This window comes from Halobacillus litoralis (assembly GCF_020524085.2).
GTDB classification, from domain to species: domain Bacteria; phylum Bacillota; class Bacilli; order Bacillales; family Halobacillaceae; genus Halobacillus; species Halobacillus litoralis_E.
In genome coordinates this window covers 2075266-2101377 of sequence record NZ_CP129016.1, presented here as the reverse complement: position 1 = coordinate 2101377, position 26112 = coordinate 2075266, and the positions used below count along the sequence as shown (strand labels likewise).

Annotated in this window: 23 protein-coding genes and 1 pseudogene; 1 reads left to right on the top strand and 23 read right to left on the bottom strand. The window is 42.0% G+C overall.

Annotation, left to right across the window (positions count from 1 at the left end):
- Positions 1 to 54: 54 nt before the first annotated feature.
- From nrdR to citZ, 16 genes and pseudogenes are all read right to left on the bottom strand, one after another.
- Positions 55 to 519: a transcriptional regulator NrdR gene (nrdR, locus tag LC065_RS10530; protein ID WP_226591390.1), complete on the bottom strand. Its 465-nt coding sequence runs from the start codon at positions 517 to 519 to the stop codon at positions 55 to 57.
- 38 nt (positions 520 to 557) lie between these two features.
- A complete protein-coding gene (locus LC065_RS10525; RefSeq protein ID WP_226591391.1) occupies positions 558 to 932 on the bottom strand; it encodes a cytosolic protein in 375 nt (124 codons plus the stop codon).
- A gap of 271 nt (positions 933 to 1203) precedes the next feature.
- Positions 1204 to 1581, bottom strand: a complete 378-nt coding sequence (gene speD, locus LC065_RS10520; protein WP_264187743.1) for an adenosylmethionine decarboxylase — start codon at positions 1579 to 1581, stop codon at positions 1204 to 1206.
- A 245-nt stretch (positions 1582 to 1826) separates the two neighbouring features.
- Positions 1827 to 2861, bottom strand: coding sequence for a glyceraldehyde-3-phosphate dehydrogenase (locus LC065_RS10515; protein WP_226591393.1), 1035 nt, complete (start codon positions 2859 to 2861; stop codon positions 1827 to 1829).
- Positions 2862 to 2992: 131 nt separating this feature from the next.
- Positions 2993 to 3592, bottom strand: a complete 600-nt coding sequence (coaE, locus tag LC065_RS10510) for a dephospho-CoA kinase (protein WP_226591394.1) — start codon at positions 3590 to 3592, stop codon at positions 2993 to 2995.
- Positions 3593 to 3643: 51 nt separating this feature from the next.
- A complete protein-coding gene (locus tag LC065_RS10505) occupies positions 3644 to 4207 on the bottom strand; it encodes a manganese efflux pump (protein WP_306163396.1) in 564 nt (187 codons plus the stop codon).
- 47 nt (positions 4208 to 4254) lie between these two features.
- Positions 4255 to 5094, bottom strand: a complete 840-nt coding sequence (gene mutM / locus LC065_RS10500) for a DNA-formamidopyrimidine glycosylase (protein WP_226591398.1) — start codon at positions 5092 to 5094, stop codon at positions 4255 to 4257.
- Positions 5095 to 5109: 15 nt separating this feature from the next.
- Positions 5110 to 7749, bottom strand: a complete 2640-nt coding sequence (gene polA, locus LC065_RS10495; protein WP_306163395.1) for a DNA polymerase I — start codon at positions 7747 to 7749, stop codon at positions 5110 to 5112.
- Between the two features lie 185 nt (positions 7750 to 7934).
- Positions 7935 to 8861, bottom strand: a complete 927-nt coding sequence (gene hflC / locus LC065_RS10490; RefSeq protein WP_226591402.1) for a protease modulator HflC — start codon at positions 8859 to 8861, stop codon at positions 7935 to 7937.
- A complete protein-coding gene (gene hflK, locus LC065_RS10485; protein ID WP_226591403.1) occupies positions 8858 to 9817 on the bottom strand; it encodes an FtsH protease activity modulator HflK in 960 nt (319 codons plus the stop codon). The genes hflC and hflK overlap by 4 nt, the downstream gene beginning before the upstream one ends.
- Positions 9818 to 10426: 609 nt before the next feature.
- Positions 10427 to 12181 (bottom strand): two-component system histidine kinase PnpS, encoded by a 1755-nt coding sequence (gene pnpS / locus LC065_RS10480; protein WP_226591404.1) that lies wholly within the window; start codon positions 12179 to 12181, stop codon positions 10427 to 10429.
- Positions 12182 to 12877, bottom strand: a complete 696-nt coding sequence (locus LC065_RS10475; protein WP_226591405.1) for a response regulator transcription factor — start codon at positions 12875 to 12877, stop codon at positions 12182 to 12184.
- Between the two features lie 260 nt (positions 12878 to 13137).
- Positions 13138 to 13614 carry a MaoC/PaaZ C-terminal domain-containing protein gene (locus LC065_RS10470; protein ID WP_226591407.1) on the bottom strand — a complete coding sequence of 159 codons (477 nt, stop codon included), beginning with the start codon at positions 13612 to 13614 and terminating at the stop codon, positions 13138 to 13140.
- 75 nt (positions 13615 to 13689) lie between these two features.
- Positions 13690 to 14628 (bottom strand): annotated as a pseudogene (mdh, locus tag LC065_RS10465) (malate dehydrogenase).
- A 23-nt stretch (positions 14629 to 14651) separates the two neighbouring features.
- The gene (gene icd, locus LC065_RS10460) at positions 14652 to 15926 is read right to left on the bottom strand and encodes an NADP-dependent isocitrate dehydrogenase (RefSeq protein WP_226591409.1); all 1275 of its coding nucleotides are present in this window, start codon (positions 15924 to 15926) and stop codon (positions 14652 to 14654) included.
- A gap of 110 nt (positions 15927 to 16036) precedes the next feature.
- Entirely contained in the window at positions 16037 to 17155 is a 1119-nt protein-coding gene (gene citZ, locus LC065_RS10455; RefSeq protein WP_226591411.1) for a citrate synthase, read from the bottom strand.
- A 264-nt stretch (positions 17156 to 17419) separates the two neighbouring features.
- Here citZ and ytvI point away from each other — a divergent pair, with 264 nt between their 5' ends.
- Positions 17420 to 18532, top strand: coding sequence for a sporulation integral membrane protein YtvI (gene ytvI, locus LC065_RS10450; RefSeq protein WP_226591412.1), 1113 nt, complete (start codon positions 17420 to 17422; stop codon positions 18530 to 18532).
- Positions 18533 to 18686: 154 nt separating this feature from the next.
- Here ytvI and LC065_RS10445 read toward each other — a convergent pair whose 3' ends face one another.
- The 7 genes from LC065_RS10445 to LC065_RS10415 all read right to left on the bottom strand — a co-directional run bounded on the left by LC065_RS10445 (position 18687) and on the right by LC065_RS10415 (position 26002).
- On the bottom strand, positions 18687 to 19079 hold the full coding sequence (locus LC065_RS10445) for an FxsA family protein (RefSeq protein ID WP_226591415.1): 393 nt from the start codon (positions 19077 to 19079) through the stop codon (positions 18687 to 18689).
- A 105-nt stretch (positions 19080 to 19184) separates the two neighbouring features.
- Positions 19185 to 20948: a pyruvate kinase gene (pyk, locus tag LC065_RS10440; protein WP_226591417.1), complete on the bottom strand. Its 1764-nt coding sequence runs from the start codon at positions 20946 to 20948 to the stop codon at positions 19185 to 19187.
- Between the two features lie 28 nt (positions 20949 to 20976).
- Complete coding sequence (gene pfkA / locus LC065_RS10435) at positions 20977 to 21936, bottom strand: 6-phosphofructokinase (protein WP_306163394.1); 960 nt, start codon at positions 21934 to 21936, stop codon at positions 20977 to 20979.
- Positions 21937 to 22155: 219 nt separating this feature from the next.
- Positions 22156 to 23118, bottom strand: coding sequence for an acetyl-CoA carboxylase carboxyltransferase subunit alpha (locus LC065_RS10430; protein ID WP_226591421.1), 963 nt, complete (start codon positions 23116 to 23118; stop codon positions 22156 to 22158).
- Positions 23115 to 23975, bottom strand: a complete 861-nt coding sequence (gene accD, locus LC065_RS10425) for an acetyl-CoA carboxylase, carboxyltransferase subunit beta (RefSeq protein ID WP_226591424.1) — start codon at positions 23973 to 23975, stop codon at positions 23115 to 23117. Before accD ends, LC065_RS10430 begins: the two co-directional genes overlap by 4 nt.
- Positions 23976 to 24082: 107 nt before the next feature.
- Positions 24083 to 24682 (bottom strand): FadR/GntR family transcriptional regulator, encoded by a 600-nt coding sequence (locus tag LC065_RS10420; protein WP_226591427.1) that lies wholly within the window; start codon positions 24680 to 24682, stop codon positions 24083 to 24085.
- 81 nt (positions 24683 to 24763) lie between these two features.
- Positions 24764 to 26002: an NADP-dependent malic enzyme gene (locus tag LC065_RS10415; RefSeq protein ID WP_226591431.1), complete on the bottom strand. Its 1239-nt coding sequence runs from the start codon at positions 26000 to 26002 to the stop codon at positions 24764 to 24766.
- Between the last annotated feature and the right edge of the window lie 110 nt (positions 26003 to 26112).

The window sequence follows — 26112 nt, the reverse complement described above, 5'->3', positions numbered from 1 at the left end:
CAAATGGCTTCCACAATCTATGATCCTAGAAAAAGAAAATGAGCCGGAACAGGCTCATTCATTGTCTTCATGTTTAATTAATTCTTTTAATTCGTCGATGAAAACGTTGATGTCCTTGAACTGTCGATATACGGAAGCAAAACGAACATAAGCAACTTCATCAATGTTAGACAGACGCTCCATCACCATTTCACCAATATCTTCACTCATGACTTCAGAAACGCCACGATTTCTTAATTCCTTCTCGACATCCATTGTTACTCTTTCCAGTTCCTCCACGGCCACCGGTCTCTTTTCACAAGCTCGAATCAGTCCACGCATCAATTTTTCACGACTGAACTCTTCTCTTGTGCCTTCTTTTTTCACGACAATCAGTGGAACTTCTTCAATCCGTTCGAAAGTTGTGAACCTGAATTGGCATTGTTCACACTCTCTGCGTCGTCTGATCGCCTGTCCTTCTTCTATCGGCCTGGAATCAAGGACTTTTGTACTTTTATAGTGGCAATTCGGGCACTTCACGTATGATCAACTCCACATCATCTTCTTTTCGGCAGCACTCAGGAAGGATCCACCGTTGTGAACTGACTGTCCAATTTTTTATAAAGCTGAACGATGAGATTTCGGCTGTGTCCAAAATCAACAGGACCTCCTGAGTCCGTGGTGACAGAAAAGTCAACGGCCGTTCGAAATGGGCGTACCATTATGATCGTGGCCACTATAAACGCGCGTCTGTTCCCTTTATATTTCACGGTCAGTTCTCCACGTTCTTTAGAACTTGCTACAATTTCTGAAGGCGACGAAAACAACCCTTCAACAGCACGGAAAAGATCATCATGCTTGGCTTTATAATAGTGTGTGACAAGCGCTGAATCCTTATGCTCTTCACTCGTCTCGGAATGGTTGCTGAAATACCTGGAAATAAATGCTTTCACTTACCTAACCCCTTCAATTCCATTCGACATAATCTCCCTTTATTTTAACATGACTTATGAAAATAAGAAATGATTATTGAAACCTAAGGTTCTTTTACAGTTTGTAGTGTTTGTGTCAGAACTAGACTAGCCCTTCCCTTAAGCCCCTATACTCCATCTAACATCTCACAGATGTTCTCAAGGAAATACTACCGAATAGCACAGAGCAAATAACTATATAGATTAATGCAAAAAGAAGCCACGCAGGATTCCTGCGTGGCTTCTTTTCGCATTATAGAGCACGAGACTGCTGTACTTCTACAGGTCCCATTCCTCTTGGTACTTCTACCGTTTCATTCTTACCCGCTTCTAGTGCATCGACGATGTACTGAGCGGCAACATTAGGGTCAATGCGGTCTCCGCATGTGTAAACATCAATACTTGCATATCCATGCTCTGGAAAACTATGAATCGTCAAGTGTGATTCAGAAATGATGACTACTCCACTGACGCCGTGAGGGGCGAATTTGTGAAACGCGACTTCCCGCACTTCTGCACCAGCTTTAAGAGCAGCATCTACAAAGACTTGTTCTATATACGACATATCGTTCAATTTTTCTTCATTACAATTCCATAATTCAGAAATTACGTGTCTTCCCATTGTATCCATATTAAGGATCCCCCTTTGTACATTCACTTCAATACCTCTGAAATAACAGCCATGAACTACCACGGGGGAAAGTTAGTCCTGAGAGGTCCTAACCCTTTGAGTAGACATGAATTTATATGAAATTCAGAAGTTCAAGAGAAAGTATATATGGTTTACCCTTAATTTGCAAGAAATATTTTACTGGCTTTTGTACAACCGTCCTCACCGCTCCCAAGGGGACTTAGATTCAATAGGGTTCCGATCATTTATGAAACACGTGCCTCTTTCTCTTCTTTCATCATATTACCGACATACTTCGCAAGATCTACCACACGGCAGGAATATCCCCACTCATTATCATACCAGGCCAGTACTTTTACTTTACGGTCATCGATAACTTGTGTAGATAAACCATCTATGATGGCTGAGGATGAAGAAGTCGTGTAATCGATGGAAACGAGTGGCTCTTCATTGTATTCCAATATCCCTTTCATTCCACCCTTAGCCATTCTCTCAAATGTTTCATTTACTTCGTCTGCCGTAACTTCCCTTTTTAAATCGACGACAAGATCAACAAGAGATACATTGGGCGTCGGTACGCGTAATGCCATGCCATTCAACTTTCCTTGAAGACTCGGAATCACTTCTCCTAAGGCTTTGGCTGCACCTGTGGATGTCGGGATGATGGATTGAGTACACCCGCGGGCTCTTCGTAAATCTTTATGTGGATTATCTAAATTCTTCTGATCATTGGTGAAGGCATGGACTGTTGTCATCAAACCATTCTCGATGCCAAATTCATCTTCCAACACTTTCACTACAGGGGCAAGACAATTGGTTGTACAGGAAGCATTGGAAATGACATCATGACTGCCCGGCATATATGTCTCCTCATTAACACCCATCACAATCGTCGCATCTACTTGTTTTCCAGGCGCTGTAATAATGACTTTTTTAGCTCCAGACTCTAAATGAAGACCTGCTTCTTCTTTTGTTTTAAACTTGCCCGTTGCTTCAATTACAATATCAATATCCAGTTCGTCCCATGGAAGTTCCAATGGGTTTCTTGTTGAGCACAATTTCACTTTTTTCCGATTAACGACTAAATCCCCATCTACGACATTGACCTCTCCTTGAAAACGACCATGCACACTGTCGTATTTAATCATGTGAGCAATTGTTTCAGCTGGATAACTTGCATTAACGGCAACCAACTCCATAGATTCATCCGCCACAGCCTTTCTAAATACCATGCGACCAATTCTTCCCAACCCGTTAATAGCAATCTTTGTTTTCCCCATGCTGTTCCAGCCCCCTATATATGATATACTTTTACTCTGTAATTCCTAGATTAGTATAACATATTGTAAGCGGTTTTACATACAGAACGAAAACTTTCCACAAAAAATAACACGTCTGCCCAGACGTGTTATTATACGATGTCCCAACCTTGCAGTATGTCTCTTAATTGCTGTGAACTTTGTTCAATTGTTCCGGTATTATCAATGACCGCATCCGCCATTTCTGCTTTCTTTTTCACAGGGATCTGTGCGTGAATCCGCTCTTCAGCTTCCTCTCGCCCAGACTGATCCCTTTCCATCAAGCGCTCTAATTGCGTTCTTTCATCGACATATACAACGAGAATTTTTTCTACGTAATCGGTTAAGTTGCTTTCAAACAACAATGGAATATCCAGGACGACTGCTTGATATTGTTGCTGCTTATACTGCTCGCGCCGCCTGATCATCTCCTCCCTTACTTTAGGGTGAACAATTCCATTTAGCTGCTTCCGCTTCATTTCATCGCTAAAGACAATCTTGCCGAGTTTTTTCCGATCCAGCCCCCCGCCTTCTTCAAGCACCTGTTCTCCAAAGGTTTTAACAATTTCTTGATAGGCAGGTTCTCCAGGTTGGACGACATCCCTTGATATTTGATCAGCATCAATAACAGGAATATCCATGTTTTTGAACATCTCTGCTACGGTACTTTTACCACTCGCAATACTTCCTGTTAATCCGATGACTAAAGTCATCCTGTCACCTCCTTAAGACAACTTGATCAGCCCGATGATGATAAGTAACACTCAAGGTAAAATGGACAAGCTTTCCGCTTTATCACTAAGCTTTGAGCCACTCAAAATTCCACACCCAAGCATGCAGAAAGTCGCTACGGTAATCATGACCGCTGTAAAAAAGATAGGAATTCCAATAAGCGCTCCGCTGATTCCAGCTCCAATGGTATCAAGGGATAGTGCTGCTCCAAGCAGCCATACTTCTTTCCCTTGGATCCCACCGGAGTGGTCTACATCCGCAGCTAAGGGGTCGTTCAGTACTTTGGCCGGATTAAGCCAAGGCTCTTTCTTTTCTTCACTATCCTTCTCTTTCTTAAAAAATTGCCATAAGAAGTAGATCCCGATTCCGATTAACGCAAGTGCCCCCACACGTTCGGCGTCTTCTGCTGCCACCACCGCTGCCAGCAAATGTCCAAAATAAGAAGACAAAAGAAACATACAACCGGAGACACTCGCAATTAAAAAGACGCCTCTTAAAGTAAGGCCGACCTTTTTCAAACCCAAAACGCAGCCGATTCCAAAGCTATCGATGCTTACTGCTGTAACGAACAAAAAAATGAACATCCCAATCCCCATGCATCCCACACCTTCATATCTTAAGCTGTGGGATAGTATATGGGGTTTTACCTAGTAGTGTGTAAAGGTTGACAATTAGGACAGATGTGAGTCCCTCTTCCGCTGACCTTCAACTTTGTAATCGGCGTGCCACATTCGACACACTCCGAATCCTGCTTTCCATAAACACGGAGCTTCTGCTGAAACATCCCGATTTCTCCCTGACTGTTCAAGTAAGAGCGAATGGTCGTTCCGCCCTGTTCAATAGCCTCAAGGATAACGGAAATACTAGCTTCACGAATCTTTTCAACCTCAATTTTTGTCAGAGTATTGGCGATTTGCTCAGGATGAATGCCTGCCCTGAAGAGGGCTTCGTCTACATAAATATTCCCTAGTCCAGCTACAATCGATTGGTCAAGCAGGACCGCTTTCATGTTTCTAGATGTTTTCTTAAGCCTCCCATAAAAATAATCCACGGTGAAAGCTTCATTGAACGGATCAGGCCCTAATTGAATAAGCGGTTTATTTTTAAGCTCCATTCCTTTTGGAAAAGCGTGCATCGTCCCAAATTTCCGCACATCGTTATATCGAAGTTCTGTTCCATCAGTAAAATGGAAGATCACGTGGGTATGCTTCGGCTTTTCGATCGAACCATCGTAAACACCAAACTTCCCCTCCATGCGCAAATGGGAAACGAGTGCAATGTCATCCATATGGAAGATTAAAAACTTTCCTTTACGATCGATATCTTGAATGGTCTGCCCCACCAATAACTGCTCAAACTCTTTTGGATCTTGAGGTTGTTTAATGATATTCCCCCAAAACACGGATACCTTTTCAACCTCTTTTCCTAAAGCGAGATGTTTCAATGTTTTTCTGACTGTTTCTACTTCAGGTAACTCTGGCATCGTTTCATTCTCCTCTTACTTTGCATCATACCAAGTGTCCCCATAAGAAGAATCGACTTTTAGAGGAACATCTAAATCAACGGTATTTTCCATGACAGATGATACAATCTCTTCTAGTTGTTTCACTTCTTCTTTCGGTGCTTCAATGATCAATTCGTCATGCACTTGAAGGAGGACTTTGGCTTGCATGTTCTCTTCTTGAAGTTTTTCTTCAAGGTCAATCATCGCTTTTTTAATAATATCGGCTGCACTTCCCTGAATCGGTGTGTTCATCGCCGTTCGTTCGGCAAAGCTGCGTTTATTAAAATTCCGGCTCTTAATGTCAGGCAGGTATCTTCTACGGTTCATAAATGTTGATACATATCCTGTCTCTTTCGCTTCCCTCACGGTCTCATCCATATAAGACTTGACTCTAGGATAGCTCTCAAAATATTTATCAATGAAAGCTTGTGCTTCTTTCCGAGTAATACCAAGGCTTTGTGACAGGCCATAATCACTGATTCCGTAAACGATCCCGAAGTTTACTGCTTTCGCCTGTCTTCTCATTTCACTTGTAACGTCGTCTCTGGATACACCGAAAACTTCACTTGCTGTTTGGGTGTGAATATCTGCGCCTTCTTTGAATGCCTGCATAAGCTTTTGATCCTGGGCAATATGGGCGAGGACACGAAGTTCAATTTGAGAATAGTCACTGGCAAACATGACCCACCCTTTTTGAGATGGGATAAAGGCCTGCCTTATTTTACGCCCTTCTTCAAGGCGGATCGGGATGTTCTGTAAGTTAGGATCCGTGGAACTTAGTCGCCCGGTTTGTGTAAGAGCTTGGTTAAAGCGTGTATGAATTTTCCCTGTCTCTTCATGAACGACCTTAAGAAGACCTTCGATATATGTCGACTTCAGCTTCCTGAGCTGACGGTTAAGAAGGATTTTAGGGATGATCTCATGTTGATCTTCCAATTGCTCTAAAACATCCGCAGAAGTGGAATAACCGGTCTTCGTTTTTTTGATAACCGGAAGCTCCAGCTTCTCAAATAAAATCGGTCCTAGTTGCTTAGGGGAATTGAGGTTGAAGTTCTCTCCTGCAAGTTCGTAAATTTCCTGTTCAACCTTATTCAACCGTTCTTCCAGTTCCTCCCCCATATTTTCCAACCTCTCGACGTCTACACACACACCACGGTGCTCCATTCGACCAAGAATAAGCGCTAACGGCATTTCAAGTTCTCTGAATAACTGATATTGTTCATTTTCTTTCAATTTCTTTTCCATATCCTCTTTCATGTTGTAAAGAAGAGATGCTTTTCTTCCGATATGCTCATAGAACTCCTGATCATCATCTGGACGTTTCATTTTAGCGCCTTTTCCATACACTTCTTCATCGTACTTGACGGCTGTTTCACCTAAACGATGGCCAATCGCAGGAATATCATGGTTATTCTCAGCAGGGTTAATCAAATAAGAAGCAAGCAATAAATCGAATGTGATTCCCTTCATCTCAATCCCATGACGCAAAAGAGCCACACACGTCCTTTTCGCATCGAAGACCCATTTTTCATTTTCTTCACTTTCCGCCCACGTTTGAAACGCATCCGAATTTTTAGCCTCTTCCATGGTGAGGACGAATTTTCGTTGGTCATTTACAATAGCGATTCCTTCCACTGGCGCCGTATGGTAATTGTCGTAAAGCATTTCGACAACCACCGACTCTTTCCCTGTAAAAAGATCTGCTGTTATTTCCTGTACCACTTCTACATCAATCTCCGGGAGTTCATTGGCTTCTTCAGATTCTGCACCGCCTTCTTGGACACGGGAAAGCAGCGATTGGAATCCAAGCTCTTTAAAAAACTCACTCACTTTTTGAGATTGATAACCAGGATAACCAATATCAGAGATGTTGATTTCGATCGGCGCTTCACGCTCGATGGTAACCAGCTGCTGACTCATCAACGCCTCTTCCTTATTTGTTTCCAGTTTTTCTTTCAACTTCTTCCCACTCACATCACTTAAGTTATCATAAAGGTTTTCTAGCGTATCAAATTGCTTCAAAAGTTTGACCGCCGTTTTCTCACCAACCCCGGGGACACCAGGAATATTATCAGAACTATCTCCCATGAGCGCCTTCAGGTCAATAATCTGATCCGGCCGGACTTCCATCTTCTCCATAAGGAAGGAAGGGGTGTATGTATCCACATTAGTAATCCCTTTTTTCGTCAGGCTCACGGTGATTTTCTCATTCACAAGTTGAAGGAGGTCCTTGTCCCCTGAAATCACTTTGACTTCAAGACCCTTATCCCCCGCCTGTGTCGCAAGAGTTCCTATGATATCGTCCGCTTCATAATTCTCAAGCTGATAATAATTGACTTCAAATGCATCCAGGAGCTCCTTAAGGACAGGGAACTGTTCAGATAGTTCAGAAGGAGTTTTCTGCCGGCCACCCTTATAATCCTCATAAGTTTTATGACGGAATGTTGTTTTACCAGCATCAAAAGCAACGAGCAGATGATCCGGTTGATCTTCTTCAAGAATTTTCAACAACATAGTTGTAAACCCATACACGGCGTTCGTGTAGACCCCTTTATCATTGTTCAACAAAGGCAATGCAAAAAATGCCCGGTACGCAATACTGTTCCCATCAATTAATACCACTTTCTCAGCCATTGGCTCACTCCTCGTTATAGAAGATACTCGATGATCTCCATCTGTTTCTTTTTTTAGTCTTCGTTGGTTTAATGAATCAATGTATATTTCTTCAAAGGATTCTGAGGTTCCATTGGTATGTAAAAACGCCTTTTTCATCATTCTACCACGTTTGCAGTAGAGAGGAAAAAGGCGCGCCTGATCGTTTATTCAAAATAACCTAAAAGTAATTCAGCATAAGGAGAATCCTGAGGAAGAATAATGGTCGTCTCCCCATCAATCGTCTTCTTATAAGATTCCAGGGTTCGATAAAGTTGGTAGAACTCCGGATCTTGAGAAAAGGCATTGTTGTATATCTGAGCAGCTTCCTTTTCGCCTTCTGCTCTTATTTTTTCAGCATTTGCCCGAGCTGTAGACAACATTTCCTGTACTTCCCGGTCAACTTCTGCATGAATTCTACTCTTATCCGCTTCTCCTTCTGACAAGTACTGTTGAGCTATTTTTTCACGGTCTGTAATCATTTGATTGAAAACAGCTTCCTCATTTGCCTCCGGCAGGTCAGACCGCTTTATTCGTACGTCATCTACAACGATGCCATAATTGTCTCTTTGCAGATATTCGTTAACCTTGGCCGTAATTTCTTCATTCAATACGCCTCTGGAACTCTCTTCCTCATTAATTATCTCAGAAAAATTCATCTTCCCTAATTCAGATCGGACAATGGAGAAAATAAACTCTCCCATTCTCGCTTCTGCATTCATCTCAGTCCGGGCATTAGCAATCATATTTTCGGGGTCAGTGATGCTCCAAATGGCATAATTATCGATAATCATCCGCTTTTTATCCAAAGTGGTGATCTCTTTTTCATCTACATCGTAGACCATCTTCTTTTTAGAGAGGGTGGATACTTCTTGCACTAATGGGATCTTGAACTTAAGACCCGGCTCTTCGTGAATCTTCACAACATCTCCAAATTGGCGAACGACCTTATACTCCCCTTCTTTAGCGATCACCATTGAATTTATACCTATAAGGAGAATCCCTATAATGACTAGTAATGTGACTCCAGCTTTCACGTACTTTCTGAGGTCCTTCTTTTGTTTTTCATTTTCATTAAAGATTTCTTCACTCATGATTCTTCACTCTCCTCGTCTTCCGCCGAACTAGGAGGTACAACATTTTGAACGGTTCCTTGATTTAATGGAAGGTATTTCAATGTGTTTCCATCATCATTCATAATGTAGACGTTAGCCTCTGGAAGCACTTCTTCAAGTGTCTCCATCACAAGACGCTCACGGGTAATCGCTTCGTTCCCCTGATACTCCTCAAGCAAGGCATTAAAACTAGCAACAGCACCGGTTGCTTGTTGAATTCTCTCTACTTTCGCACCTTCCGACCTTTGAATAATCGCGTCTTTTTCACCAAGCGCTTCTTCGCGTTTCTGGTTGGCATACTTCTCCGCTTCATTCACCTTACTTTGTTTCTGTTCCCTCGCATCTGTCACCTTTGTAAACGCCGAGCGTACTTCCTTATTCGGAAGATCGACCTCCTGCAGACGAACATCTATAATGGATACACCAATTTCATAGCTATCAATTAAACTGACTAACCCTTCTCTCACTTCATTTTCAATTTCAGCTTTACCAGATGTTAGAGCTTCATCAATTTCACTACTTCCAATGACACCTCTAAGTGAAGAAGATGTGGCATTAAATAAAACCTGTTCAGGTTTCTCCGAGGCAAACAAATAAGCAGCTGGATCCGTAATCTTCCATTGGACGACGAGATCAGCCTGTAAAATCATATCGTCTCCTGTAATCATCGTTACTTTATCCGTTTCGTCTCCGCTGTCATCGAACCCGAAATCCAAGCTAAACGTTTCTTTCGACATTTTTTCTACTTCTTGGACCGGCCATGGCATTTTGAAGTGCAAGCCTGGTTCTGTTATGCCATCCTCAGCTTTCCCGAAAGTAAGGACGACCGCCTGCTCCGATTCATCCACGGTGTACCATGTTGTAAGTAGTGCTATGACCAGCAACACCCCCACGACGACAAGGCCCGTCCATTTGTAAAATTGTTTAAGACTCATATCGACTTCCCCTTTATCTTTTATGGATACTATAATTACGGTTATGTAACAAAAAGGTTTCAAAAAAGTAACCTTCGTTTTATCATCACTAAAGCTCCCTATTCTTGAAGAATCAATTTCGAGACTTTTATTGAGTGGATGGGGGCTGCGGGGAATGGCTCGCTTTCCGCGGAAGCGCGGTGAGCCTCCTCGGACTTCGTCCTGTGGGGTCTCACCATGCACTTTTTTTCCGCAGGAGTCTCCCCATTCCCCTCTGCCCCTTTGCCCGATGAGTATCTCTAAACCACTTCGAAATAAGCTGCCTTTATGCACTTGGTAATTGGAAGAGAATGCACTACTAAGGACGCAATTCCGCATGAGAAAAGCTTGTTATAGAGCACTTTATTATAATAACTGCAGTATATTGAATGCATCCTATAGCAGAACATTGGTTAAGGGATTGAATTTTGAATGGGAAGTATGGGGGTGTATTTTTACAAGGTTTTAACGGAATCGAAACAAAAAAAGGCAGAAGCGAGGGAAGCTTCTGCCAAAAAGAGAAAACACCTTGGATGAAAGGGTTTCAAAGGTATTCTATCGAAGTAATGTTAACCTTAATTTAATGAAATATTAATTTTCCGTAAACTTCTTTGGAATCTCAACATAAAATGCCGTCCCGACATCCACTTCACTTTCTACATGGATGGTCCCTTCATGAGCTTCTACAATGTGTTTTACAATGGCAAGCCCGAGACCTGTACCACCTGAGTTCCTGCTTCTCGCTTTATCCACACGGTAGAACCTCTCAAAGATCCTGGATATTTCTTCCTCTGGTATTCCCACACCATTATCAGTGATTTTAATCGTTACATGATTTTCTAATTCTTGAAATTCTAATGTAACTTCTCCTTCATCTCCTGAATAATTAATGGCATTCGTTAACAAGTTCATAAACACTTGTTTCAAGCGGCTGGAATCACCTTGAATCATAGTATTCCCATGCACGGAAGCATGGAACTTCACTTCTTTTTGCTCGGCATGTTGTTCCACAATTGGTAGTAAATCATTTAACAACCGTTGGACTTCCACTTGTTCAACATTTAAGAGGAAGTCATCCCTTTCAAGTTTGGACAATTCCAAAAGGTCTTGAATCAAGGACTGTAACCGGCCACTTTCTTTTAAGATGATTTGTAAAAACTGCTCGAGCATCTTTTCATCTTTCATAGCCCCGTCAAGCAGTGTTTCTGAAAAACCACGAATAGAAGTAATTGGAGTTTTCAATTCATGAGAAACGTTAGCTACAAAGTCTTTTCTCATTTGCTCCAACTGTTTCAGTTCAGATATATCATGGAAAACCAAAACGACTCCTCTCCATTTTTGGCCTTCGCTGAATATGGGAGCCCCGGTGACCTCCAAGTGTTTCCTGTCTATATTAACAGGCAGGACAAACGTTTCACTCACCGTTTCTTCAAACATATAAATCTTCTGTACTGTCTCGTGAATGGTTGTGTAAGGGATAGCATCGTGATACAAATGACCGATAAAGTCTTTTTGCTCTCCTTTAAACGTTTCTAAGAAAGCACGGTTCAAAAGTAGAATATACCCTTTTTCATCAATCAATACTAACCCATTCCCCATATTATTGATGACAGCTTCTAATTGGTTCTCCTGCATACCCTTTGTACTCGTCATCTCCTGCAGATTCCTTGCCAGGATATTAATCGACTGGCTAAGTTGCCCAGCTTCACCAAAATGTCCTTCATAAGTCCTTGCTTTATAATTTCCTTTCGCAAGTTCTGTAGCGACATTAGCGGCTGATCGAATAGGGCGGATATATTTAGAAAACACGTTAAAGCCAATGACAAATATAACTAAAAGACCAAGAAGTAATGTAAACCCGATTAAAAGCCAGATATTTTTTGTAATATTAGTTAATGCTTCCACGGGCGACAGAAGAATAAGTGTGCCATCAATATCATCCACACTATTATTCACAGGGTAATAGAAGATCTCATCCAGCATCTGCCCTTCATTCATCGGGGAGGTTCCATTCTCAACCCTTTTGATCACTTCCTGCTTTTCATCAGTATTTATGACAGGTACAGCATCAACCGTATCAATTATTCTCTCTCCAGAATCCGATATAAAAATCATGCCTGTATTCAACTGTTCACTAAAATTATACAACTCATCCTGACTTACTTCCCTATCTTCCGTAAACTGATCCAAGTACGTGATGAAATATTGACTTTCCAACTCTACTCGCTCTTCAAATATATTGATAAAATAGCCACGGGTCAGTTGAGCAAGAATAATACCCAGCCCTAGCATGACAATGACCACTAAAACCGTATAGGTCATCAGTGGCCTAGTATTGGAGCTCATTTATTTAGGCTCCTCCATTTTATAACCGAGCCCACGTATTGTTTTTATATACACTGGTTTTTTCGTCTCGGGTTCAATTTTTTCACGTAAATGGCTAACATGGACATCGACAATACGAGTGTCTCCGGCGAAATCATAATTCCAAACGGCACTTAATAGTTGGTCTCTGGAAAGTACACGACCTAAGTTTTGAGCCAGGTATAAGAGAAGCTCAAATTCTTTCGGGGTAAAGGTTAAAGGCTCTTCCTTGATTGTTGCCTCATATTGTTCAGGGTAAATAGATAGATCAGCAATTTGAATAATTTTTTGATCGTTTACCACATTTTCCCGAACCATTCTTCTCAAGATTGCTTTGATCCTAGCTACGACTTCTCTAGGGCTGAATGGTTTGGTCAAGTAATCGTCTGCACCAAGCTCAAGACCAAGTACCTTATCAAACTCATCGTCTTTAGCAGTCAACATGAGGACAGGCGTATTCACTTGCATTTGCCTCAATTTCTTACATACTTCCATACCATCCATCCCCGGAAGCATAACGTCAAGGACGATTAAGTCAAAATGGTCTTTCGAGGCTTTTTCAAGAGCATCCGTTCCGTTAAAGGCCACATCTGTCTCATATCCTGCTTGATCAATATTATATTTTAATAAAGTTACAATAGATTCTTCATCATCTACAATTAGAATTTTTTGTTCCAATGCCATCACCTCTACTACAAGTTACTTTCATCATACAATGAAGTTTACAATTTGAATACGGATCTTTACCATTTTTACTTAATCTTAATATAGACATTAAGCTCTTTTTCATCCGTTTAAAGACTCTTAGATTATGTGGAAAAGGAAGCGGATGGTGTGCCTATCTTTAGGGGTATGGCGAAAAGAGGAATAAGCCGCTGGCCTCTTTTTAGTCCGAGCGGCTTGTTGTAATAAGTGAGAACTAAGCGGCAGTTCCGAATTTAATAAAAGTTCTCCAATGAGATTGCATTCATAGAATCGGGTTCATACGGTGGTTGAACGACAAGCATTCCTCTCACGACCTCGTCGCCTTCTTCATCAAGTCCTACCACTTGCAGTTCAACTTGATGTTCTTCTTTGTGAATAGCTGTTACTTCAGCGTCAAAACGGACGTCTGAATAATGATAAACAGGTTTAGGGTATTCTATATTTTGCTTTATGATGTGACTCCCCGGACCAGGCAAATGCATGGATACAATAGACGACACCATACCAAATACCATAACTGTCGGTACGACCGGGCGTTTAAAAGGTGTTTGTGAAGCATAATCATGCTGAATATACAAAGGGTTTGCATCATTGGTCAAACCTAGATACATAAGTAAATCACGGTCTTCGACTGTAAAAGAAGTCGTGAATTTTTCGCCGGTTTTCAAATCATTGATTTTCTTTCCAAGCTTTCTCTTTTTTCCTAACATATCCTCACCTCTTGTAAGCGTTTTCTTTAGTGTTAAAAAAAGGGACCCGAGGGTTTTCCCCGAATCCCTTCACCTTTATTTTAATACATTCAACACATTTTTAACAGAATCCGCCGATTTATCCAACTGCTGTTTTTCTTCTTCTGTCAGTTCAAGCTCAATGACCTCTTCAATTCCATTTCCACCAAGGATCGTAGGAACTCCTAGATAGATACCGTCATATCCATATTCCCCTTCCAAGTAAGCTATGGAAGGAAGAATACGACGCTGATCCTTCAGAATTGCTTCTGCCATTTGGACTAACGAAGCCGCAGGTGCATAATAGGCACTTCCATTTCCAAGAAGACCGACAATTTCTCCGCCGCCTTTACGCGTTCTCTCTACAATTGCATCTAAACGCTCTTTGGAAATTAATTTTTCCAAAGGAATTCCGCCAGCGAAAGAATAACGTGTAAGTGGTACCATATCGTCACCGTGACCACCAAGAACGAAACCAGTTACATCTTTGATCGATACATTCAACTCTTCTGCAACAAATGTACGGAAGCGTGCTGTATCCAAGACACCGGATTGTCCGATGACACGATTCTTTGGTAAACCAGCCTCCTAGAATACAGAATAAGTCATGGCATCAACAGGGTTCGTCAACACAACGATAAAACAATCTGGAGAGTTTTTGACGATTTCTTTCGTCACACTCTTCATTATTTTCGAGTTTGTATTGACTAGATCATCACGACTCATACCAGGCTTACGAGCAATTCCTGCAGTGATGATGACAAGGTCTGAATCTTTCGTATCCTTATAGTCAGAAGTTCCAGTAACCTTCGCATCAAATCCCTGAACAGGACTCGCTTCCAACATGTCCAGAGCTTTTCCTTTCGTTGGATCTTCCATATCGGGAATATCAACGAGTACAACATCTCCCAGCTCTTTTTGTGCGAGCATAAGCGCTGTCGTAGCACCAGTGAAACCAGCACCGATTACGGATACTTTGTTTCTACGAATAGCCATCATGACCCACTCTCCCTTATTGATTAATCCATATTCTTAATCAGTTCATCACCGAACTCAGAGCATTTCACTTCTGTTGCGCCTTCCATCATACGAGCGAAATCATATGTGACAACCTTACTTCCGATTGTTTTGTCCATAGATTTCGTGATTAAATCAGCCGCTTCTCTCCAACCGAGGTGCTCAAGCATAAGCACACCAGAAAGGATAACAGAAGATGGATTCACTTTATCAAGACCCGCATACTTCGGAGCTGTACCATGTGTCGCTTCAAAGATTGCATGTCCTGTTTCAAAGTTGATGTTTGCACCTGGAGCAATTCCAATTCCACCCACTTGTGCAGCGAGTGCATCAGAGATGTAGTCTCCGTTTAGGTTCATCGTTGCAACAACATCGAACTCTTTCGGACGAGTAAGAATTTGTTGAAGGAAGATATCTGCGATCGCATCTTTTACGATGATCTTACCTTCAGCTTCTGCTGCGTCCTGAGCTTTGTTTGCAGCGTCTTTACCTTCTTTTTCAACAATACGGTCATATTCTGCCCATGTGAATACTTTATCAGCATATTCCTCTTCAGCAACTTCATAACCCCAAGCTTTGAAGGAGCCCTCTGTGAACTTCATAATGTTTCCTTTGTGTACGAGCGTGACGTTTTTACGTCCTTCATTCAATGCATAATCAATTGCTGCACGAACCAATCGCTTCGTACCTTCTTCGGATACCGGCTTAATTCCGATTCCGGAAGTTTCAGGGAAACGAATGTTATGTACACCCATTTCGTTTTGAAGGAAGTCGATGACTTTCTTCACTTCTGGTGTTCCTTTTTGCCACTCGATACCTGCATAAATATCTTCAGTGTTTTCACGGAAGATTGCCATATCTGTATCTTCTGGACGCTTAACCGGAGAAGGTACCCCTTCGAAGTAGCGTACAGGACGTAGGCATGTAAACAAGTCCAACTCTTGACGAAGGGCTACGTTCAATGAACGGATTCCGCCACCAATTGGAGTCGTCAAAGGACCTTTGATTGCAATCTTGTAATCTCTGATTGTATCCAGAGTTGCTTCTGGAAGCCACTCACCTGTTTCATCATAAGCTTTCTGACCAGCAAGTACTTCTTTCCACTCGATGGATTTCTCACTATTGTATGCTTTATCAACGGCAGCTTCGATCACGCGGCTAGCGGCTGCCCAAATATCAGGACCGATTCCATCACCTTCGATGTAAGGAATAACCGGACGCTCTGGTACATTTAGTGATCCGTTTTGTTCTACTGTAATTTTTTGTGCTTGTGTCACAATAAACCCTCCTAATATTTTGTAAGAAATATGGATGGATCATCCTCTTCTATCATACGTTAAAATAAGTTGAATAAAAAGGGAGGCGTGCCGGCGTACCGGCTGCTCTCTTATCGATCCTCAATTGGTGTATAACTTTGGCCTTTAGGTCCTACGTATTCCGCACGTGGACGAATCAGACGGTTGTTGGAGTACTGCTCGAGAATATGCGCCAACCAGCCGGACACACGGGAAACGGCGAAGATTGGTGTGAAAATATCGTGATCGATTCCAAGACTATGATAAACAGATGCTGAATAAAAGTCCACATTCGCTGGAAGACCTTTGTTCTCTTTAATATAGTCCTCAATTTTAATAGACATTTCATAGTATTTGGAGTGACCTGTAAGTCCTGTCAATTCACGGGACATTTCTTTCAAGTGTTTTGCACGTGGATCTCCTGAACGGTAGACACGGTGCCCCATACCCATGATTTTTTCTTTGTTTTCCAGCTTTTTCTCGATGGCAGGAATTGCGTTCTCGACACTTCCGATTTCTGTAAGCATCTTCATGACGCGTTCATTCGCACCACCATGCAATGGGCCTTTCAAAGCTCCAATAGCAGCCGTCACTCCAGAGTACACATCAGAGAGCGTAGCTACACAGACACGGGCTGTAAATGTAGACGCATTCAACTCGTGATCGGCATGAAGGACAAGTGCTTTATTGAAAGCTTCCACTTCTAAGTCTTCAGGGTCTTTTCCGTTGAGCATATAAAGGAAGTTTCCTGCAAAACTCAAATCTTTTTTAGGTGATACCGGCTCTTCTCCTTTACGGATACGAGCAAATGCAGTTACAACCGTAGGGATTTTCGCTTGTAAACGCAGCGCTTTCCGCTTATTCGCTTCCTCTTCCATGACATCAGACTCAGGATCGTAGAGTCCAAGCATGGAAACAGCCGTACGCAAAGCAGCCATAGGGTGTACTGTCGACAGATCATAAGACTTCAGATGATCGACAACTTCAGTCGGAATGTCCATATTTGAAATAAGTTCTTCCTTAAAAGCATCCAATTCTTCTTTATTTGGTAGCTTTTGATTCCAGAGAAGGTAGACAACCTCTTCAAAACTGGAGTTATTTGCCAGGTCATCGATATCATATCCGACATATGTCAGTTTATCGTCGATGATTGAACTTATGGATGATTCAGTTGCTGTAATTCCTTCAAGACCTTTAGTTGATGATGACATACAATCTCTCCCTTTCAAAAATTCCTTTTTCCTTAAAACTCTAATAAGAAAACGCTTTACTATTTGCTTATTTACCTTTTAGGAAAACTACCCCACAGACAATTATAAAGTATTCTGAAGAGAATGTGAATTGAAACCGTTTAATTTTGCAGGATTTTATCGAATATTCCTACATAATTATTATAATTATACATTCGTTCCTATCTATTTTTTCATTGCCTAATCAAAGCTCAAACTCATTTTTACCATGGGGAGGTGGATGATATGGATAACCAAATATTACAAGCAATTCTACGGTTTATTTTCGTTGTCATAATCGCTGTCAGCCTTCTATTCTTCACTTATTTTTCCTGGATATACTTGCAGCCGTTTATATTTGCTATTGTGTTATCTGTCTTCTTCCAACCCTTTATTCAATTGTTTAACAAACACCTGCGGATTCCAAGAGGTGCGTCTATTTTGCTTGTTCTGTTCATTTTCGGTGGGCTTGCAGGAGGGCTCTTAGCACTATTAGTGGCAGAAATCATTCGAGGTATTCAGTATTTAGCGTCTGGAGTTCCTGGTCATTTTTCTCTACTAACCAACTACTTAACTCAAGGATTTATGCATCTCTTGAGCCCTTTAATATCCAGGGGAGAAGCATTCACCGACAAATTAAGTGCAAACCAGCAGCAAACATTGGAAGAATATATGAAGGTAGCTCAGGAGAAATTCAGTGAGACAAGTCTCTCCTTGTTAAACAGTGCACTTGAAGCAACAGGGATTTTTCTTGCAGAGCTTCCATCTTCTTTCGCCTTCGTCTTTATTACCCTGCTTGCTACTTTCTTCATATGCAAAGACTGGTATATTATAATGAAGTTTTTGAATAAAATTTTTCCTGATAACCTTTCTGAACGTATGTATATCTTCCAGGGTGAATTTATTCATACCATCAAAGGACTGATCCGTGCTCAGTGCACGCTCGTTATGATTTCAACTTCTATCATTGCAATGGGGTTACTCATCATCGGTGCTCCACACCCTTTGACCATAACATTTCTCGCAGCTCTTGTCGATTTTATCCCCTATGTAGGAACAGGCATCATCTTTCTCCCGTGGATTATCTACCAATTTCTCACCGGAGAATTTATGATGACGATCTGCTTATCCATCCTCTATATGGTTGTCATGCTGACAAGACAAACACTCGAACCAAAATTGCTGGCTGATCACTTTGGTGTCCCTCCTATTATCCTTCTCATCAGTCTTTTTCTCGGTTTTCAACTATTTGGAGGAATAGGGATGCTGATCAGCCCTATCGTCCTCATGACCATTCAGACATTAGTTAAAACAGGAGTGACCAAAGAAATTTGGACATATATATTAGGAAAAAACTAGCGAGAGGTTCCCCGGATCCCCTGGTTCTTGATACGGATTTGATACCTGGTTATATCAAAACCCCATCTTCCACATTATATACAGCTTAAGTTAAATCAATAGGGTGTAAGTTCAAAAGCAAAAAACTCAGAGAAATAAATCTCTGAGTTTGTTTTTATTTTCTGTATATGGTAATCGTTCCTTTTTGCATGGCTTTTTCGATCGCTTTTCGTATGACTCGTTTGATAGGGGACCTGGTTGCCGGGAACAACAATAAGAATCCAATCGCATCTGTGATAAACCCAGGTGTAAGCAATACAGCTCCACCGACAAGTATGCAGGCACCATCTAAAAGTGTATCTTGAGGCATTTGTCCATATTGTACGGACTGCTGAAAGTTCCTGATTGTTTCTAACCCCTGCTTTTTAGCCAACCATGCACCTAAAACGCCTGTCAATATAATTAAAAGAATGACCCATATTGGTCCGATTAAATTTCCTGTCCATATGAGTACACCAATTTCTAATGCGGGTACCACTAAAATAAAAAGCAATAACCAACGAAACATAGAATCTTCCCTTCTTTCCATTTCCTCTATTATACCTCTTTTGAGGATACAATGAAAAGAAAAGGCAGAGGAGTAAACACTCCCCTGCCTTCTCTCGTTTCAGTCTTATAATACACTTGCGTGCCCTTCATAAATATCACCACGTGAACTATCAATGGTAATGTCAGAACCATCCTTGATCAATTCAAGAGCATCGTTAACTCCAACAATGACTGGAATACCAAGACTTAATCCGACCACCGCTGCATGAGAAGTAAGTCCACCTTCCATTGTAATGATACCGGCAGCTTTTTCAATGGCTGGCATCATGTCACGATCTGTTCCTTGTGTGACCAAGATGTCTCCATCCTCGACACGATCGATAGCTTCCTGCGCATTCTTAGTTACGATGGCACGTCCATAAGCACTCTTCTGGCCAACGCCTTGTCCTTTTACTAGGACATCACCAATGACGTGGACTTTCATCAAGTTCGTTGTACCACTCTCACCAACAGGCACACCACCAGTGATAACTACGCGGTCACCGCGAATAGCAAGACCGGAAGCAAGGCTGCGTTCAACTGCGACATCCAGCATATCATCCGTAGAGTAAGCACGTGGTCCCATTACGGCATAAACTCCCCAAACGAGGGATAGCTTACGGTTCACTTCTTCATCAGAAGTAATAGCTACAATCGGGGCTTTCGGACGATACTTAGAAATCATGCGAGCCGTATGTCCACTTTCTGTAGGTGTAACGATAGCTGCTGCGTTTAAGTTAATCGCCGTATGAGTAACCGACTGGCTGATCGCATCCGTGATTGTCATGTCACTGTGCTTGGAACGTTCTTGCAATAGAGCCATGTGGTTTAAACCTGTTTCTGTTTTGCTTGCAATATTATGCATCGTTTGAACGGCCTCAACAGGGTAATCTCCTGCAGCTGTTTCACCAGAAAGCATAATTGCATCCGTACCATCAAAAATAGCGTTCGCAACGTCAGACGCTTCTGCACGAGTCGGACGTGGGTTACGTTGCATTGAGTCAAGCATTTGAGTAGCTGTAATGACAGGCTTACCTGCTTCATTACATTTACGAATTAAACGCTTTTGTACAAGTGGTACATCTTCAGCTGGAATTTCAACACCAAGGTCTCCACGAGCAACCATCAAGCCATCGCTGACTTCAAGGATATCATCGATGTTGTCGACACCTTCTTGGTTTTCGATTTTTGGAATGATTTGAATGTGACTGGCGTTATGTTTCTCAAGAAGTTCTTTAATTTCTAGAACATCTGACGCACGACGTACGAAAGATGCAGCGATAAAGTCAACGCCTTGCTCGATTCCGAACTCGATATCCTTCGCATCTTTTTCCGTAATTCCAGGCAAGTTGACACTTACATTGGGAACGTTGACCCCTTTTTTATTTTTCAATGGGCCATTGTTCAATACAGTCGTCTTAATCTCATTTTTCTCTTTGTCGATTTCTTCTACTTGAAGTTCTACGAGGCCATCATCCAACAAGATCTTAGAGCCCGGGTGAACATCATTGATCAATCCAGGATAAGTGACAGAGAAGCGTTCAGCATCCCCTTCAATTTCGTCCATAGATACATAAGTCGTTGAGCCTTTTTCCAAATAAGCTTCTCCATCTTTCAATGTCCCGGTACGAATTTCCGGACCTTTTGTATCAAGTAGAATAGCTACAGTCTTACCTGTCGCTTTAGAAGCTTCACGGATATTATCGATTCTAGCTCCGTGCTCTTCAAAATCTCCGTGTGAGAAATTCAAACGAGCGACATTCATCCCTGCTTCAATCAGCTGGGTCAATTTTTCGACAGACTCAGAAGCAGGTCCGATTGTACTAACGATTTTTGTTTTTCTAAACATTTTATTTCCTCCTCAAGTGCCTCTTGCATTATATAGATAGTTCTTTGGAAAGACGATACATATCAAAGTCGATTTCGTGCTTCCTGTTCAGGATCTCTACAATATCATGATCCACCAATTTATTCTGCTGTATACCTACCATACGACCAGCGTGTCCATTCAACAACAAGTCCACCGCATACGCACCGAGGCGGCTTGCTAGTACTCGGTCAGCAGCACTTGGAGAACCACCACGCTGCGTATGACCAAGTACGGTCACACGTGATTCTAAACCAGCAGCCTCATCAATTTTCCGACCAAGGTCCACAGCACTTCCGACACCTTCAGCTACAATGATAATGCTGTGCTTCTTGCCACGATCATGTCCGCGCTTCAAACGATCGATGATATCTTCAAAATCATCTTGAGCTTCTGGAATGATGATACTTTCAGCACCGTCCGCAAGTCCTGCCCAAAGTGCAAGATCACCTGCATCACGACCCATCACTTCGATAATGAACGTGCGTTCATGAGATGTAGCGGTGTCACGAATTTTATCAATGGCATCAATGATGGTATTCAAGGCTGTGTCAAACCCGATTGTGAAATCAGTTCCATGAATATCATTATCAATCGTTCCTGGTACACCAATGCATGGGTATCCTTTTTCCGTAATTTTTTTAGCCCCCATAAAGGTACCATCACCGCCGATGGCTATCAAGCCCTCGATGCCATGTTTTTTCATTTGTTCGATCCCTTTAAGTTGACCTTCTTCTGTTTTGAATTCTTCACAACGAGCAGAATAAAGCTTTGTACCCCCTCGCTGAATGATATCTCCGACAGAACCAAGTTCCATCTTTTCGATATCCCCATCAATCAAACCTTGGTAACCGTATTTGATTCCATAGACTTCTAAACCATGGTAGATCGCTTTACGAACGACTGAACGAATCGCGGCATTCATTCCAGGAGCGTCGCCCCCACTAGTAAGTACTCCGATTTTCTTCATTCTCATCACCTCAAAAGTTTTCTATTTATGTTGTCCCCACCCAAAGATGAATCGAAACCTCCGTCTATTTTTATAAGGATAGCCTATCCTCTAGTCTATACAATTAATAAAACTTCAACATTCCATTCATCAATGATAGCGTTACCATCCTGTTAAGATGCGAAAAGCCGCACCCAAGTGCGACCTTTCTTTACGGACTTATTAATTTCAACCATCCTATTATAAATCAAGATACGTGTAATCGCCAATATTTTTATACTTTAAGAAACGTTTTTCTAATAATTCCTCAACTTCAAGAGTACTCAACGTCTCTAAAGATTCGGCAATGATTTTCTCAATTTCTTGAGCCTGCGCCTGAATATCCCTGTGCGCTCCCCCTCTTACCTCTGGGATGACACCATCAATGACATTCAATTTTTTCAAGTCATAGGAAGTAATTTTCATGGATTCTGCCGCTTCCTGGGCTAGGCCTGCATCCTTCCATAAAATAGAGGAAGCCCCTTCTGGGGAAATCACAGAATATGTGGAATTCTCGAGCATGAAAATACGATCTCCAATACCAAGGCCGAGCGCACCACCGCTACCACCTTCACCAATCACTATACATATTACAGGAACTGTGAGACCTGCCATTTCCATCAAGTTTCTGGCAATTGCTTCACTTTGGCCTCTTTCCTCTGCTGCTTTCCCAGGATAGGCACCCTTTGTGTCGATAAATGTAATGATCGGTCTCTTGAATTTATCTGCCTGTTTCATTAAGCGGAGAGCTTTTCTGTACCCTTCAGGATGAGGCATGCCGAAATTACGGCGTATATTTTCTTTTGTATCTTTACCCCTCTGATGACCAATCACGGTTACGGGGCGACCTTTGAATTTTGCAATTCCAGAGACGATTGCAGCATCGTCACCAAAATTACGGTCCCCGTGAAGCTCAAGAAAGTCTGTGAAAAGATATTCGATATAATCTAGCGTCGTTGGTCTCTCAGGGTGCCTTGCCATTTGCACACGATCCCATGGAGCCATTCGATCATACACATCTGTTTCAAGTCTTTCCAATCGCTTCTCTAACGTGACGATTTCGTCACTTAGATCCATTTCACTATTTTCAGTCAGTCGCTTTAAATCAGAGATTTTTTCTCTTAGTTCAATGACCGGTTTCTCGAATTCAAGTACGTGCTTCACGATTGGTCACCTCCCACATTATGAAGATCAAGAACCGTCGTTAGTGTCTTTTTCATGTCATGCCGGTGAATGACTTTGTCCAGTTGACCATGTTCCAGGAGGAATTCAGCTGTCTGAAAATCTTCTGGAAGCTTTTCACGAATCGTTTGTTCAATGATTCTCCGACCTGCAAATCCAATTAAAGCACCAGGCTCTGCAAAATTATAATCACCTAATGAGGCAAAACTTGCAGAAACACCGCCTGTTGTCGGATGGGTCATGACGGAAATGAAAAGACCTCCGTCTGCATGAAGACGCTGGAGAGCGACCGATGTTTTCCCCATTTGCATAAGGCTAAGCACACCTTCCTGCATTCTTGCACCGCCGGATGCTGTAAAAATGATAAATGGAAGATTCTCTTTTCTAGCATTTTCGATGGCGTTCGTAATTTTCTCACCTACCACCGATCCCATGCTTCCCATTCGGAAGCGGGCATCCATGACGGCCACAGCTGTCTCCATGTCATTCATTTTCGCCTTTCCAGTGACAACCGCTTCATTCAAGTCAGACTTTTGACGGTCCTTTTCCAATTTTTCTTCGTATTCCGGGAAATGCAATGGGTTGTTGGAAATCATATGTTTGTCCCATTCTACAAAGGATTCCTCATCAAATAAATGTTGGATACGTTCGTACGCACTTAGACGATGATGATGATCGCAATGAGGGCAAACATTCATGTTTCGATTTAATTCTTTTCTATAGAAGATTTTCTGGCAGTTTGGACATTTCTGCATCAAACCTTCAGGTACATCCTGCTTTGCTTCTTGGCTCGGGATGGATGCGTATCTTTTTTTCTTGCTGAAAAAGTCTCTTAGCAAGGTGATTCCTCCTTTGGGACAAAGCTTCCTTTCTTTACAATATACATAAATTCCAATTCGCAATATGACTCATTCTGTCGAATTAGATTCGACACTAAACGATACGATCATTGAAATAGACGTATAATTTTCATTGTATCTTCTTCTTCTTCCATGACGCTTACTAATTCTTCATACCATTCATCAGAATAGCTTACATCATGGAAGGTATGGGTAAATCCTGAGATGAATTGCCACATCGACAGAAGGAGAGGTTGATCACAAAGGCTGAACAAATATTCAAATACCTTTTGGTGCCTCTGAGTGTTGGAATGGCCGGATATGATTGATTTTAATGCGCTCATATCCTGGCGGGCTAAACTTCCGTTCAACAAAAGCAGTACTTCTTTTTCTATCATTTGTTTAGCAGTCATCAATTCACTCTTGGTCCTTGATTCGTTAAGTAAGAAGTTGGAAAGCAGCTCGACCATATGGTAAGGACGATATGCTCTCATATAGGTGCCTTCGCCTCTTCTTGTTTCAATCAATCCTAAGAGCTCCATCGCCCGAAAGGCTTCCCGGATTGAGGATCTGCCTACATTCAGTTGTTCACTTAACTCTCGTTCTGAAGGGAGCTTATCTCCAGGCTTTAACCGATGCTCTTCAATGTAGGATTTCAACTGTTGAAGAACACCTTCATAAACTTTTCCTCGCTGCTCCTGGGCCACGTTACACGGACACCTCTTTTCATCTCTAACCACAATCATTTTATGTAGAAGGAGAAACCAAAAAGGCTTCTCCCTCTCATATCAATCTTCATCAATTAATGTCAGTTGTCTTGTTTTTTCTGCAACTTCCTCTGGGTCTACATGATGGCGGGCTACCCCGGACTCCATCGCCGCTTTCGCTACGCTTGCAGCAACAGCTGGGGCCACTCGTGAATCGAATGGTGCAGGAATGACATAGTCCTCACTCAATTCATCCTCGCTTACTAAGGAGGCAATGGCTTCAGCTGCAGCAATCTTCATCTTTTCATTAATTCTAGTCGCTCTTACATCCAACGCACCACGGAAGATGCCGGGGAATGCCAGCACATTATTTACCTGATTAGGAAAGTCTGAACGACCTGTCCCGATGACACGCGCTCCGGCTTCTTTTGCATCCTCAGGCATAATTTCAGGTTCAGGATTTGCCATGGCAAAAATGATAGAATCATCATTCATTTTAGATACGGTCTCTTTGGAAAGCAATCCACCAACGGATACACCAATAAACACATCCGCACCTTCCATGACCTCTTCAAGATTCCCTTCTGTCCGGTCTTTATTCGTAATCTTAGCAATTTCATCTTTCACATCGTTCATTCCGTAGTCGCGTCCTTCAAAGATAGCTCCTTTGGAATCACACATGATGATGTCACGGACACCGAAGTGATAGAGCAATTTAATAATAGCAATTCCAGCAGCTCCAGCGCCGTTTGCCACCACTTTAATTTCCGAGAAGGTTTTCCCGGTTATTTTTAATGCATTCATTAATCCTGCTACTGTAACGATTGCCGTACCATGTTGGTCGTCATGGAAAATCGGGATATTCGTCTCTTTCTTCAGTCGATCTTCGATGATGAAGCAGTTGGGTGCTGCGATATCTTCCAGGTTCACACCGCCGAAAGTAGGTTCCATCAATTTTACTGTCTGCACGATCTGATCAATATCACGTGTGTTCAAACAAATAGGGAATGCATCTACTCCTGCAAAACTCTTGAATAAAGCAGCTTTACCTTCCATGACTGGCAAAGCAGCCTCAGGGCCAATATTCCCGAGTCCAAGAACAGCCGATCCATCACTGACGACGGCTACCATATTGCCCTTCATTGTATAATCGTACACCGTATCCTTGTGATCATAAATTTCTTTACAAGGTTCTGCCACCCCAGGGGAATAAGCAAGGCTCAAGTCTCTAGCATTCCTCACAGGAACCTTAGAATGGGTTTCGAGTTTCCCTTTATTAACACGGTGTATGTGCAAAGCTTCATCTCTTAAATTCGACACGACGACACTCTCCTTTTAAACTTATAGTGAACCGACCCTGGTGGTCTGACCACCATTAACCTCTTAATTATAACAGATGAATATAGAGTGTAAAGAAATACAAAAATCCG

Coding starts and splice junctions, on each gene's coding strand:
- speD (WP_264187743.1), bottom strand. CDS start 1,581: ATGGATACAATGGGAAGACACGTAATTTCTGAATTATGGAATTGTAAT.
- LC065_RS10515 (WP_226591393.1), bottom strand. CDS start 2,861: ATGGGGAAAACAAAGATTGCTATTAACGGGTTGGGAAGAATTGGTCGC.
- coaE (WP_226591394.1), bottom strand. CDS start 3,592: ATGACTTTAGTCATCGGATTAACAGGAAGTATTGCGAGTGGTAAAAGT.
- LC065_RS10505 (WP_306163396.1), bottom strand. CDS start 4,207: ATGGGGATTGGGATGTTCATTTTTTTGTTCGTTACAGCAGTAAGCATC.
- mutM (WP_226591398.1), bottom strand. CDS start 5,094: ATGCCAGAGTTACCTGAAGTAGAAACAGTCAGAAAAACATTGAAACAT.
- polA (WP_306163395.1), bottom strand. CDS start 7,749: ATGGCTGAGAAAGTGGTATTAATTGATGGGAACAGTATTGCGTACCGG.
- hflC (WP_226591402.1), bottom strand. CDS start 8,861: ATGAGTGAAGAAATCTTTAATGAAAATGAAAAACAAAAGAAGGACCTC.
- hflK (WP_226591403.1), bottom strand. CDS start 9,817: ATGAGTCTTAAACAATTTTACAAATGGACGGGCCTTGTCGTCGTGGGG.
- pnpS (WP_226591404.1), bottom strand. CDS start 12,181: ATGAGCTCCAATACTAGGCCACTGATGACCTATACGGTTTTAGTGGTC.
- LC065_RS10470 (WP_226591407.1), bottom strand. CDS start 13,614: ATGTTAGGAAAAAAGAGAAAGCTTGGAAAGAAAATCAATGATTTGAAA.
- citZ (WP_226591411.1), bottom strand. CDS start 17,155: ATGTCATCATCAACTAAAGGTCTTGAAGGAATTACAGCAACTGAATCA.
- ytvI (WP_226591412.1), top strand. CDS start 17,420: ATGGATAACCAAATATTACAAGCAATTCTACGGTTTATTTTCGTTGTC.
- LC065_RS10445 (WP_226591415.1), bottom strand. CDS start 19,079: ATGTTTCGTTGGTTATTGCTTTTTATTTTAGTGGTACCCGCATTAGAA.
- pyk (WP_226591417.1), bottom strand. CDS start 20,948: ATGTTTAGAAAAACAAAAATCGTTAGTACAATCGGACCTGCTTCTGAG.
- pfkA (WP_306163394.1), bottom strand. CDS start 21,936: ATGAAGAAAATCGGAGTACTTACTAGTGGGGGCGACGCTCCTGGAATG.